Here is a 14,664-nt window from a genome sequence, read left to right on the forward strand (position 1 = left end):
TTTGAAAATAATGGTTTTATAAATAGTTATAATAAGTGCAGAAAGAATATATGCAGCGAAAATGATAGTTTCTTGTCTATTATAACCAGTAGTATAAAAAAGTAAGTGATTAAATAGTAAAAGATACTTAAGAATAAGTACTCGAATCAATCAACTGATTTTGATACTATTTGATGCCTCGTGAGTTTGATGAATTACAAAACCTTAAAATGTAATATTAAAAGTTTATTTCGCTTTTATTCAACCATAAAAAGAAATAAGAATTAAGAAGTTTGATTACCTGCCTTTGAAGTTGATTTCTCTTAGCTTTTTTTCATTAAAGCCCTTATCCTGATTTATTACTTAGAAATAAAATGCTAGTAATATAGACATTGAAAACCAAATCTTAAAATCCATCGATTGTTGCTTACCTCTTTCATCAAGATTTAAAAGATATAAAATCGCATTTACTTTTTTATTAATAAAACCAAAAACAAAATGAAAAAACTCGAACTCCTTCTTATTTTATTGCTGGTAGGTTGTGTGGGTTTTGCACAGACCAGACAGCTAAATGGAACTGTAAGGGATTCTGCTTCTGGCAGACCTTTGCCTTCAACAACGGTAAAAGTTGTAGGTAAAAACACCACGGCAGTCACCGGTGCTGACGGAACATTTTCTCTGATCGCACCTCTTGGTAGTGTCAGTCTGCAGGTAACTTCTGTGGGATACGCACCACAAACCATTAATGTCGATCCTAACGACAATAACTTAATCATTCAGCTTAGTGTGTCCTCCGCGCGATTACAGGAAGTTGTTGTTACAGCATTAGGCATTTCCAAAGAAGCAAGAAAAGTCGGATACGCAGTAACAACAGTCAATGGCGATCTTTTAAACAAAGCCCGCGAGACAAACGTGGCCTTGTCATTATCTGGTCGTGTAGCTGGTCTTAATGTGCATGGCACTAACGGCGGACCTGGTGGTACTGCCCGTATTCTTTTAAGAGGAATGCCGAGCATGAACTCAGGGGGCGCTCCGCTTTTTGTACTAAATGGCGTTCCCATAGATAATACCCAGCGCGGCAACGCAGGTGAGTGGGGCGGCTCTGATAACGGGGATGGCATTGGTAATCTAAACCCTGATGATATAGAAACCATGACCGTACTAAAAGGTCAGTCTGCTTCTGCATTATATGGTTCAAGAGCTTCTAACGGCGTCATACTTATAACAACCAAGACAGGCAAAAAAGGTAATTTTGCTGTTGACTACAATACAAATTATTCAATCGACAAGGCCATTAATTATACAGATTACCAGTATGTATATGGCCAGGGGCAGAATGGCAACAAGCCAACAACCGCAGCAGAAGCACAAAACACAGGCCGGTTAAGCTGGGGTGCCAAATTAGATGGATCACAGGTTATACAATTCGATGGTAAAACCTACGCTTATTCTCCTTATAAAGACAATATTGCCAACTTTTACAGAACCGCGCCGTCTTTTACCAATACAGTTGCAGTTACCAGCGGAGGCGATAGAGGATCTTTCCGTTTATCTCTGTCTAATTTAGATAACAAATCTATCATTAGAAACAGCGGTATTAACAGAAAAACAGCTAATTTAAATTTAGAGCAAAGAGTCACAGATAAGCTGAAAATAAATGTGGTAGCAAACTACATAGACGAACAGTCTAAAAACCGTCCACAGTTGAGTGATGGCCCGATGAATGCAAATAATGGGCTATTTCTTGCAAATAATATAAATGAAGCAATTTTGGCTCCTGGTTATGACCCGGCAAATAATGGTCGCGAAACCCGTTATAGTGATGATGAGTATGTAACCAATCCATGGTTTGTAGTTAACCAGTATATTAACAATCTAAGCAGAAAAAGATTAATATCTGCTGTTACTGCACGTTACACTCTAACCGATTGGTTGTATGCGCAGGGTCGTGTGGGTTATGATCTGCTAAACGACCGCGCCTTTAGCGTTACTCCATGGGGAACTGCGTATAGCCAAGGCTTTAAAGGAGGATTGAACGATTTATCTCAGTCGCAAACATCAGAGTTAAATATCGACGGATTAATCGGAGCTACACGACACATAACACAAGACCTAGGTCTGGATGTTGCTGTAGGAGCCAATCTTAGAAAAAATCAATTTGAAAGAACCGGTGTAAATGGTGGTCCGTTTGTACTACCCTACTTGTATAGTTATAGTAATGTGGTTAATTATGGCAGATCTTATGGTTTTTCTAAAAAGGAGGTGCATTCAGCATATTACACTGTAGATCTTAGTTACAAAAACATTCTTACCTTAAATACAACCGGCCGATACGATGCTTATTCTACATTGCCAAGCAGCAACAGAAGCATCTTTACTCCGTCAGTGTCTGCAAGTTTTGTCTTTTCTGAGTTGACAAATATTAAAGATCTAAGCTTTGGTAAAATACGTGCTTCATTTGCTCAAACAAGTGGAGAGCCAGGCAACCCGTATCAAACCTCTATTTATTATGGCGTAGGTAATTCTCTCAATGGTATCCCGACCGGTAACTATAGCAGCAATCTTCCCAATTTATTTTTAAAGCCATTTACACTAACTGAGGCTGAAGTTGGGGCTGAACTTAAGTTTTTTCACAACCGCTTAGGTATCGATGTTTCTTATTTTAACCGTAAAACAAAAAACGAAATTCAATCAGCCAACTTAAGTACATCAACAGGTTTCTCCAGTACAGTAGTTGGTACAGGTTCTACACTAAACCGTGGGCTTGAAGTACAGGTGTCTGCTACGCCTGTGCAGGCAAAGAATTTTAGCTGGAACATTACGGTAAATATGACAAACGTTAAAAATAAAATTCTTGAAACTGACGAAAATGGAAATAATGTTTCTTTAGGTACAAATCGTCCAAACCATGGCGCAGCTACTACCGCGTTTATAAAAGGCTTACCTGGTCCGCAGATATTGGTTCATGATTATAAGTATGATGCCAAAGGAAATATAGTTGTAGATGCTTCAGGTCTTCCCGAATCAGGAAATGTAATACCAATGGGTAGTGTATTACCAACATTATACGGTGGAGTAAATAATGAACTTACCTATAAGTCCTTTAATCTTTCATTCTTATTTGATTATAATTACGGCAATAAAATTCTTTCAGCAACTAAGTTTTATACTGTATACCGTGGTCTTGACAAAATGACTCTGGAGGGCAGGGAAACAGGCATTACAGTAGGTGTGCACGAAGATGGATCTCCTAACACAACCGCAGCAAGCGCTCAAAGTTATTACCAGGCGCTGGCACAAAATGTACAGAAAATAAGCGTACTTGATGGAGACTATATAAAACTTCGCCAGATTACACTAGGATATAATATTTCTGAAAAGGTTTTTGCAAATGTTCCGGTATTCCGCTCTGTTACATTATCGCTTGTAGCACGTAACCTGCTTACATTGTTAAAGCATACGGATAACATAGATCCTGAAGCTTCTTTCGGATCAAACGTAGCATATGCCGGTATAGAAGGCACCAGCCTTCCTTCAACAAGAACATTTGGAATAAACGCCAACTTTAAATTCAAATAGAGAAATCATGAAAAAAATACTAGTATATATTGGTTTTGTATTGGTTCTGGCACAAGTTAGCTGCACGAAAAATTTCGATGCTGTTAACACAGACCCAACGCAGGCTACGGCCTCTTCTTTCGATGCAAATCTGCTGCTGCCCAGTATTCAGTGGAATTATGCCAACGGAAACACCGGGTATAACGGTCCTATATTGTTTCAAAGCATGTGGGCTCAAATATTTGCATCAACCTCGTCAGGAGCTGCTAACTATTATGATAATGCAGACAAATATGTGCAAACAACCGGCACTTTCAGTTATGTAGTAGGTTCATGGAACACTGTTTACGGAGCTGCGGGATACGCGAATGAATTACAGAATTTAACCAAAGACAATCCTGAACTTGTTAACCTTAATAGTTATGGCACTATTATGAAAGTAATGTCTATGCAATATCTTACAGATGTGTATGGCGACATTCCCTATTCACAGGCATTACAGGCAAAGACAGGAGTGAATAACCCTGTTTATGATAAACAACAGGATATCTACAACTCGATGTTGAATGATCTGGACGGCGCTATCGCAAAATTAGATGCCGCCAAACCTTTGCCTACATCCGATGCTTTTTCTTACAAGGGAGATATAGTCAAATGGAAAAAACTGGGTTATTCGTTGATGTTGAAGTTAGCTATGCGTTTAACAAAAGTAGATGCTGCCACCGCTCAGAAATATGCTGAAAAAGCAGCTGCAGGTGGTACTCTGGCTGGTGTTGCAGATGATGCATATTTACTTGCTGACGATCCTCATGGTTATACAAATGGTAATGCAAGTGCGCTGGCTGTAGCTGGAGACGTGTACGAGGTAAGATGGAGCAAAACTTATATTGACTACCTGAGAACAAATAATGATCCGAGACTGGGGGTTATAGCAGAAGTACCAAATGCAGGACTTGCGGCTAATCAAAGTGATGCACCCGGTTCCACTGATCCGGCAATTCAGTTAGGGCTTCCAAACGGTTATGACTTAAAACAAGGAGCTACTGATATAACAAAATCACCTGGCTATCCGGGAGGTACAGGCGCAGGCGCTGATGTTACACCGATAGGAAAATACTCCCGTCCAAGGTCGTCTTTATATAGGAACCGGAGCGGGGCGATTTTTATATTAACCTATGCCGAGTCTGAACTTTTACTGGCAGAAGCAGCAGTAAGAGGCTGGAATGTTGGTGGCACATCTGCTCAACAACATTATCAGAATGCTGTTGTCGGTGCTCTACAGTCTTTGGCAACTCTTGGTGCCGATGCAATGATCAGCGCCCCTGTTGCTAACGCTTATGCCGCAGCACATCCGCTGGACGTATCTTCTCCCGAAAATTCTTTAAAACAAATCAACGAACAGTATTGGGCCACCGATGGTTCTTTACTCAATTTTGTTGAAGCATGGAGCAATTGGAGAAGGTCTGGCTATCCTCAGTTAGTACCTGTAAAATATCCTGGAAATTTTTCTGGCGGCCAAATTCCGCGTAGGGAAATTTACCCCGTGTCTGAAAGTTCTCTAAACCCTGCGGCTTACAAAGACGCTGCAAGCAGGCTTACAGGTGGCGACACCTGGAGCGCAAGGGTTTGGTGGGATAAATAACACTTCAAATATTTTTCTATAAAAAGACAGGACAGAAATGTTCTGTCTTTTTAATTTTCACTTTATATTTTCCATTAATTCTGTAGCTTCAGTTATTGCTTGCAAAACCAAAGATTCGATAAATTTGAATGGTTATGAAATCAGTCCCTTTTTTACCCGTTAATAAAAAACATCTCTATATAAAACCTTCGTACAAATTTTTACATATACTTTTTATTATTTTTCTTTTACCTCTTGCAGCGACCCAAACAATTGCCCAACAACCTCTTTTTCAATTTTTAGCCCCACAGCAGACCAACATTAATTTTACAAACCCTATAAATGAAGACGAAAGCCTGAATGTTTTGGCTTATGAATATTTATATAACGGAGGCGCAGTCGCAGTGGGTGACATTAATAACGATGGATTACAGGACATTTTGTTTACAGCAAACAGCAAATCAAACAAATTGTACCTCAATCTTGGAGGAATGAAGTTTAAAGATATCACCAAAGAAACAGGCTTGGAAGGCAAGCCGGGTGGATGGAAAACAGGCGCTACCATGGCCGATGTAAATGGCGATGGATTGCTTGACATTTACCTTTGCTATTCAGGAAAATTGTCGGAGCAGTTAAGAAAAAATCAATTGTTTATAAACCAGGGTAACCTAAAATTTGTCGAGAAAGCAAAAGAATATGGACTGGACGATCCAAGTTACAGCACCCAGGCTGCTTTTTTCGATTTTGATAATGACGGCGATTTGGATATGTTTCTCTTAAATCACAACGTCAAGAAGTATGATAACATGGAGCTGGATAAGTTCAGAAAAGAGACTGATGAACTTGCCGGAAATAAATTATACGAGAACCAGGAAGGGCATTTTGTTGATGTTTCTAAAAAAGCAGGTATTTACCAAAATCCCCTTACTTTCGGATTAGGAGTAGCTATCTCTGATGTCAACAAAGATGGGCTCCAGGATATTTATGTAACGAACGACTACAATGAGCCTGACTATCTTTATATAAATAACGGTAACGGCACTTTTAGTGATGAGACCAAGCAAAGGTTCCGGCACTTATCAGAGTTCTCAATGGGTGTAGATATTGCCGACCTAAACAATGATGCACTCCCCGATATCATTACTCTCGACATGTTACCCGAGGACAACCGCCGCCAGAAGCTATTGCAGTTGCAGGAAAATTATGAGGCTTTCGATTTGATGATGAGTCAAAACCTGTACAAACAATACATGCGCAACATGTTTCAATTAAATAATGGCGATGGCACCTTTAGCGAAATAGGCCGCTTAGCCGGAATATCGAATACCGATTGGAGCTGGTGTCCCCTGATTGCCGATTTTGATAATGACGGATATAAAGACATTTTTGTAACAACAGGCTATCTGCGAGACTACACCAACAAAGATTTCTTAAGGTACTGGGGAGATTACAAGGTAAGAAAGATAATAGATCGTGAGCCAATGCTTTTAATGGATCTTGTAAAAGCAATGCCTACAACGCCCTTCAAAAATTATATTTTCAAAAACAATCACGATCTTACTTTTTCAAACAAACAGGCAGATTGGGGCTTTGATAAAACCAAGATGTCTAATGGCGCTGTATATGCTGATTTAGATAATGATGGAGATCTTGATCTCGTAATAAACAACATTAATGAAAATGCTTTTATATACCAGAACATGTCCCGCGAACAGTCAAAGACTTCTTATTTATCGGTACAGTTAAAAGGAAAAGAAAAAAACACTGCGGCAATAGGTGCAAAAGTAGTTGTATACAATAACGGCAATGTGCAGTACCAGGAAGTAAACCCTAATCGTGGTTATTTATCTTGTGTCTCGACAATACTCAATTTTGGATTAGGCGATGGTAAAAAGGTTGACTCTCTTAAAATTATCTGGCCTGATAATACAGCTCAGATACTTACAAATATCTCCGCTAACCAAAAATTATCGATAAACAATAATAGCAAAAATGAGAGGTCGAAAAGTGAAAGTAATGAGCCGTCAAAAAAGTTATTTGTAAAAACTGATAGTATTATTAATTATAAACATGATGTTTTTAGTGAAAATGATTTTAAAAGGCAACCATTAATGCTTTTTATGTATTCGCAGACGGAGCCGGTTATTGCTAAAGGAGATGTGAACAAAGATGGAATGGAGGAATTCTTTATTACCGGAGATAAAAACAAGCCTGGAAGAATTTACATACAAAAGGCCGGGGGTAAATTTGAGCCTCTTGAAAACGTTAGCATCAGTGATGAAAATACGTCCGCTGTTTCCGCTGCTGTCTTTTTTGATGCGAATAATGATGGAAACGAGGATTTATATGTAGCAAAAGGAGGATATTCAGTATTTGAGCCGAATACTCCGGCGCTCCAGGACGAGTTATATATAAATGATGGCAAGGGACATTTTACTTTAACCACCGATGCATTGCCCGACATGAGTGCGTGCAGTAAATCGTGTGTGCGCCCCTGCGACTTTGATGGTGACGGGGATATAGATCTTTTTATTGGAGGAAGAGTGATACCTGGGATGTACCCTGTTGCGCCTAAAAGCTTTTTACTGAAAAATGACGGAAAAGGTAAATTTACTGCTGTCGATATTCCTTTTGCAACTGCAGGAATGGTTACAGATGCAAAATGGGTTGATTTAAATAAAGACGGCAAAAAGGATCTTATTTTATGCGGAGAAATGATGCCAATTATGGTTTTCGAAAATACTGCGTCAGGCTTTGTTGATAAAACAAACAACTATTTTTCAAAACCTGAAAGCGGCTTTTGGTTCACACTTACTGTTGCTGACATAAATGGTGATGGGTGGCAGGATATTGTAGCAGGAAACCTTGGTAACAACACTCAAATACGTGCTTCTGATAAAGAGCCTGTTGATTTATATTATGCTGATTTTGATGAAAACGGCTCTATTGATCCTTTCCTCACCTGTTACATAAAAGGCGTTAGCTATCCTTTTGTCAGCAGAGACGAATTAAATGAGCAGATGTATTCGATGCGGAAGAAGTTTACATCTTATAAAAATTATGCTGACGCTACGATACAACAAATTTTCACAGCAGATGAATTGTCTAAGGCAAATAAGTTATCAGCAACTGAAAGTCGCAGTGTAGTTTTTATTAATAAAAACGGCAAATTTGAAAAAAGTCCCCTACCCTTGCAGGCGCAATTTTCAGTAGTTAATAATATAATAGCGAAAGACTTCACAGGCGATGGAAAAGAAGATTTACTGCTATTTGGCAATCATTCAGATAACCGCCTTAAGATTGGAAGCGTAGATGCCAACTACGGTTGTTTGTTAGAAGGTGACGGTAAAGGAAATTTTAGTTATATTGACCAGACAAGATCGGGGTTATGCGTAAAGGGTGATGTGAAGTCTGTTGAAGAAATAGTTATTAACAAGCAGAAGTATTTGTTTATTGGTATTTGTGATGATTATCTGCAATTTTATAAAGAGCCTTAAAAATTTTTAAATGAAGCGTATTGCAACTATTTTTTTATTCTTTACCCACGTTGTTGTTGCGCAAAAAGTACCTGACCTACTTACTCATCAAATATCATCATCTGTATTTTCATTGTCCCAGGTAATGATGCATGATGTGGTCAATCCACCTGCTGCCAGCCGGTATTATGCCTACTGCATGTTAGGACCTTATGAGATCATTTCACAAAACAATACCACCCTACCACCTTTACCAACTTTTATAAAAGATTATAAAAGCATTCCTATAACCATTATAAGTAAGTATAATGCCAAAGTTGCAGCAGTGTACTGTATATTGGAAACAGGAAAGTTAATGCTTCCTTCGGGGTACATTTTAAGTGATGACGAAGAAAAATTTTTAGCATCACTTCGTCAGTATAAAATAGACACAGCTGTTATTAATGCATCCGTATCTGTAGCTAAGGAAGTTGCATCAAGAATAGTAGCTTTTTCAAGAACTGATCATTACAACGAATTGAGCGCAAAAATCCGTTACCGGCCAGTTCGTGATGATGCCCATTGGTATCCTACACCGCCTACCTATATGGAAGCAGTAGAACCACATTGGAAAACAATACGGCCTATGATAATTGATTCTTGTAATGAGTTCATACCAAAATCTGCGCTTGCTTTTAGTAAAGACAGCAGCAGCTTGTTTTACAACCTGGCAAAAGAAGTATATGATATCTCAAAAAGTGCAACAAAAGAACAATTGGAAGTAGCGGCTTTTTGGGATTGCAACCCTTTTGCGGTTTCAACAGCAGGCCATATGTCAATTGGTTTCAAAAAAATCAGTCCCGGCGGTCATTGGATGAGTATTGCCGGAATAGCGACGGATAAAGCTCATTTAAGTTTTGACAAAGCCATTTTGCTTAACACGGTTTTATCTGTTACTCTTATGGATGCCTTCATAAGCTGCTGGGATGAAAAATATAGAAGTAACCGAATTCGCCCGGAGACTTATATAAACAGGTACATTAATGCCCGGTGGGAGCCTCTTTTACAAACACCACCATTCCCTGAATATCCGAGCGGTCACAGCGTTATTTCTGTAGCTTCTGCAGAAGTGCTTACCTACCTGCTTGGCGATAATTTTAATTTTACCGATGATTCTGAACGGTTATTTGAATTGCCTTCGCGTTCCTTCAAATCTTTTCGCCTTGCTGCAAATGAGGCTGCGATATCGCGATTATATGGAGGAATTCATTTTCGCGATGCTATAGAAAACGGCCAACAGATGGGACTGGCGATTTCAGCAAAAATAATTTCAAAAATAAAAAAAGCGGGTGTTGGAAAAATAAAGTTGTAGCCCTCATGAAACGACTATGAATTCTCCGCAATTACAAACGTTAATAAGAAAAAATAAAATTGTGCTGTAAAATATAAAAGACCAGGCAAGACGTTTTTCTTTGAAAAAATATGTTTTCCTGTATTTATTTTCCTTCTCAATAAGCGATTCACTACCTCCTGCCACATATTTTTTTTCTAAAAATTGCCGTGTTTCACTCCCATGCTGTTGGTATATATTATATTGCGTTTTATAACAACGAAACGAATAGTCTATTTACATTTTTTAATTGAATAATTCTAACTCACATGACCGCAGACACAATGCTTGCTAAGAAGCACATATCATTTGAAAAAATCCCTACAGCTATTTACAAAGATTCAGAACAACCATCTGTAGCTGTCGCAAGGGAAATTGCAGACATTATTACCCAGGTAAATGCCCAGGGAAGAAATGCAGTGTTAGGGTTAGCAACAGGCTCTACTCCCAAAAAAGTGTATAAAGAATTGATCAGGCTTCACAAGGAAGAAGGGCTCAGTTTTAAAAATGTTGTAACTTTTAATTTAGATGAATATTATCCTTTAGAGCAGGAAGCTATGCAAAGCTATCGTCGGTATATGAAGGAAAACCTTTTTGATTATATTGATATTGCTGCCGAAAACTGCCATGTACCTGATGGCACAGTGCCTCAGGAGTTGGTAAAAGTATATTGTGATAATTATGAAAAGAAAATAGAGGAAGCAGGCGGGCTCGATTTTCAGTTGCTTGGCATAGGAAGCAATGGTCATATTGGCTTTAATGAACCTGGTTCTCACATCAATTCTATCACACGCCTTATCACACTCGATTTTGTAACCCGTGCTGATGCAACTTCAGAATTTGGCGCACTTGCCAATGTGCCGAAAAAAGCGATCACTATGGGTGTCAGTACTATTTTAAAAGCAAAACGAATTGTTTTACTTGCTTTAGGAGAGCATAAAGCCCAGATAATTCAGAAAGCGGTTGAAGGTCCTGTAACAGAATTTGTTCCCGCCTCATACTTGCAGGGCCATAGCAATACATTGGCAGTAATTGATGAGGCCGCATCTGCAGAGTTAACCCGTCGCAAAGCTCCGTGGCTGATAGAAAACGTATTGTGGGATGTAGCGATGATTAAAAAAGCTGTAATTCACCTGGCGCTGGCTGTGCGTAAACCCATACTAAAACTCACCAATAACGATTACAACGAAAATGGTTTAAGTGAATTATTGGCGCTCTACGGACAGGCATATGATATCAATATAAAGGTGTTTAACTGGCTGCAGCATACAATAACCGGCTGGCCGGGTGGTAAGCCAAATGCTGATGATAAAAACCGGCCCGAGCGTGCTAATCCTGCTAAGAAAAGAGTTTTGATTTTTAGTCCACATCCTGATGATGATATTATATCTATGGGCGGTACTTTTCAGAGACTGGTAGATCAGGGACACGAGGTGCACGTTGCCTACCAGGTATCGGGAAATATTGCAGTTGCAGATGATGAAGCGCTTCGTTTTATTGAATTTGTAGTAGATTTCAATAAAGAATTTAATATTAAAAATGACGAAGTAATTAATATCTACAGGCAGGCAGGAGAGTTTTTAAAGAAAAAAGAAAGTGGCGAACAGGACTCTAAAGAACTGCGTTATATAAAAGGTATTATAAGAAGAGGCGAGGCTAAAAATACTTGTCGTTTTGTAGGTGTGCCACCTGAGAATATTCACTTTTTAAACCTTCCTTTTTATGAAACCGGACAGGTCGAAAAAAAACCATTGAGTGAAGAGGATTACCAGATTGTAATGGACGTTATTGAAGAAGTAAAACCTCATCAACTGTATGCCGCGGGAGATTTAGCTGATCCGCATGGAACACATAAGGTTTGCCTCGACGCTATTTTTGAAGCCGTTAACCGGTTGAAAAACGAGGAATTTATGAAGGATTGCTGGGTTTGGCTTTATAAAGGTGCGTGGGCAGAATGGGATATTGATTTAATAGAAATGGCTGTTCCAATGAGTCCTGACGAAGTGCAAAAGAAGAAATTTGGAATTTTCAAGCATCAATCTCAAAAAGATGGAGTCGTTTTTCAGGGTAGTGATGCAAGAGAATTCTGGCAGCGGTCTGAAGACAGGAACAGGGCAACAGCAGAATTATACAATAATCTCGGACTTGCAGAATATGCAGCTATGGAAGCATTTGTACGATGGAAATTTTAACCTAAAAGCTTACTATTACCTTGTTGTAATTTTAATTTATACTAAAAGCCCGTCAATAATCGGGCTTTTAGTATATTAAGACTGTAAAAAAATTATTTTTCTGAAGAAGCTTCTACTACTTCAATTCCTTTTGGAAGTATTCTCGCTCTAATCTCGTCACTAGTGTTACTATAATCAAGAAAGCGCTTAGCCGAGTGATTATAATAAATCTCTCGGTCGGTTGCTATTAACGCATTATCACGTAAAGTATATATGATACGAAACTTTTCTTCATGAGATTTGTCAGATAATAAGTTTTTATCTATTCTATAAAATTTATTATCTTCTTTGAACTGATATAAAAATTTGATTACTTCAAATTGATGTTCTGGTGTTAATTCTTTATCCATTTAATTAGATTTTAATAGTTATTAAATACTACAAACAATCGTTTAAAAAGATAAAAGATGAATTAAAAAAGTATTTAGTTGCTTAATAAATACAATAAATTCAAGAAAGGAAAAACATGTTATTAATGGCAGCGACAGAACGACTCCTGCAAATATAAATCCAAATTCATTTTACTGGAAGAATATAAGATGACCTTTCATTTACCTGTGGTTTTACTTACTTCTTAATAGCCAATTCTATCTCTAAAAAGGTAGGAGGTTTTTGTTTCTTTCATACGAACAAATAAAAATCTTTTTCCGACTTTCATCTCTTTCTTATTCATATTCAACATCATAATCTTTTTGTTTATTCATTTCAATTTACGGCCCTTGCTTTTTTAAACATTTTAAATTATTTTAGCATCATATTAATAAATATTAATATAGCATCATCTCCCCCTCATTGTAAGAAAAATCCTATTTCAAATTTTATTGAATCTTTTATGAAAAAGAAATTAAGTGGAACTGTAGTGGTTACACCGTTATTTTTTTTAGGATTGTTGCTTTTTGTAAACATATTTGTGTTTTCTCAGGCAAAAGGTGTAGGTATTTTTGATGGACAAACAGATATAGGACAAGTAATACAGCCAGGTGTAGCAATGTATGACACAGAAACTGATGAATATGAAATATTGAGTCCTGCAACTAATAACGGGTTGCTAAATCAAGATCCAATTCATTTCGTTTGGAAACAAATTAAAGGAGATTTTATTATTTATGCCCAAGTCAACTTACTGGCAAGGGATACAAATTTATCGACCAGGTTAGGGTGTATGATACGTACAAACCTTGATGCAAATTCCCCTAACATTAGTGCTTCGATAGATGAAAAAGGCGAGACTTCTATAGAGTATGTAAAAGACCCTGACGACAGCATTAATGAAGTTCGGTATGCATTGAAGAATGCAAATGTTATTCAACTCCAGAGAGATGGCAATGACTATATAATAAGGGTAGCGAAATTTGGTGAACCATTTATAACACGACAGGTAACAAATTTAAACCTGGGTGATGATGTTTTTGTAGGATTATTTATTGGTTCAATTAACCAGGATAAAGTTGAAAAAGGTATTTACAACAATATTCGTCTGACAATTCCTGTACCTAAAATTTTATCGATATACAGAACTGATATAGGAAGCAATCTCGAAATCCTTGATATTGAAACGGGAAATCGCAAAATTGTTTACAGCGATACGAGTTCAATTCATGCTCCAATTTGGCAAAAAGATGGGAACACTTTGATTTATGGAAAGCAAGGTCTGTTGTACACTTTTGACTTGGTTAGAAAAAAATGCACATTGCTTAATACTGCAGGAATGAAAAACAACAGTAACGACCATGTGCTGTCGTGCGATGGCAAGATGTTGGGCATTTGTATACGGCCAACAGAAACGGAAGCCCCCATCATGTATACAGTGCCTGCAAGTGGGGGACATCCGAAACGAATTAGTAAAAAAGGACCATCTTTTCCGCATTGCTGGTCTCTGGATGGAAAAATGTTATTATTTGCCGGAAGCCGTGAAGGGGAGTTTGAGATTTATAAAATTTCTGCGAGGGGAGGTAAAGAGTATCGTATTACCAATACTCGTGGAATGGATGACTGTCCCGAATATTCTCCTGACGGAAAATATATCTACTTCAGTTCCAACCGAACAGGCAGTATGCACATTTGGAGGATGAAGCCTGATGGTAGCGATCAGGAAATGGTCACAGCTGGGGGGTTTTATGATTGGTTTCCACATGTTTCGCCTAATGGTAAATGGATTGTCTTCTTATCTTATTCAAAAGATGATGCCTCGCCGAGCGGACACCCTTCTTACCGACAGGTATATTTAAGACTCATGCCAGTTTCAGGAGGTGAACCTAAAATTATCGCGTATGTATACGGAGGCCAGGGTACAATTAATTCACCCTGCTGGTCGCCCGACAGTAAAAAGATTGCCTTCGCCAGCTATTCCGATACCCAGTATTAGACATAAATATCCTGACCTGGGCCTCGTCAAAATCTTATAGACAAATCAAACAAAAACAACGGCAA

General features: G+C 38.2%; 7 protein-coding genes. 6 read left to right on the forward strand and 1 reads right to left on the reverse strand.

Annotated elements, in window-relative coordinates; all coding sequences use genetic code 11:
- Nucleotides 1–477: 477 nt before the first annotated feature.
- The 5 genes from B154_RS0117000 (at nucleotide 478) to nagB (ending at nucleotide 12,195) form a co-directional block, all read left to right on the forward strand.
- Complete coding sequence (locus B154_RS0117000; RefSeq protein WP_018615463.1) at nucleotides 478–3,558, forward strand: SusC/RagA family TonB-linked outer membrane protein; 3,081 nt, start codon at nucleotides 478–480, stop codon at nucleotides 3,556–3,558.
- A 7-nt stretch (nucleotides 3,559–3,565) separates the two neighbouring features.
- Nucleotides 3,566–5,179 carry a SusD/RagB family nutrient-binding outer membrane lipoprotein gene (locus B154_RS0117005; RefSeq protein WP_018615464.1) on the forward strand — a complete coding sequence of 538 codons (1,614 nt, stop codon included), beginning with the start codon at nucleotides 3,566–3,568 and terminating at the stop codon, nucleotides 5,177–5,179.
- A gap of 134 nt (nucleotides 5,180–5,313) precedes the next feature.
- Entirely contained in the window at nucleotides 5,314–8,655 is a 3,342-nt protein-coding gene (locus tag B154_RS0117010; protein WP_157580841.1) for a VCBS repeat-containing protein, read from the forward strand.
- A gap of 10 nt (nucleotides 8,656–8,665) precedes the next feature.
- Complete coding sequence (locus B154_RS0117015) at nucleotides 8,666–9,985, forward strand: vanadium-dependent haloperoxidase (protein WP_018615466.1); 1,320 nt, start codon at nucleotides 8,666–8,668, stop codon at nucleotides 9,983–9,985.
- 287 nt (nucleotides 9,986–10,272) lie between these two features.
- A complete protein-coding gene (gene nagB, locus B154_RS0117025; RefSeq protein WP_018615468.1) occupies nucleotides 10,273–12,195 on the forward strand; it encodes a glucosamine-6-phosphate deaminase in 1,923 nt (640 codons plus the stop codon).
- A gap of 92 nt (nucleotides 12,196–12,287) precedes the next feature.
- Here the strand turns inward: nagB and B154_RS0117030 are convergent, their stop codons facing one another.
- On the reverse strand, nucleotides 12,288–12,584 hold the full coding sequence (locus tag B154_RS0117030; RefSeq protein ID WP_018615469.1) for a hypothetical protein: 297 nt from the start codon (nucleotides 12,582–12,584) through the stop codon (nucleotides 12,288–12,290).
- 482 nt (nucleotides 12,585–13,066) lie between these two features.
- On the opposite strand from B154_RS0117030, the gene B154_RS0117035 reads away from it, so the two are divergent.
- On the forward strand, nucleotides 13,067–14,599 hold the full coding sequence (locus B154_RS0117035; RefSeq protein WP_018615470.1) for a TolB family protein: 1,533 nt from the start codon (nucleotides 13,067–13,069) through the stop codon (nucleotides 14,597–14,599).
- The last annotated feature ends 65 nt before the right edge of the window (nucleotides 14,600–14,664 follow it).

The organism is Segetibacter koreensis DSM 18137 (assembly GCF_000374045.1).
In the GTDB taxonomy this organism is placed as follows: domain Bacteria; phylum Bacteroidota; class Bacteroidia; order Chitinophagales; family Chitinophagaceae; genus Segetibacter; species Segetibacter koreensis.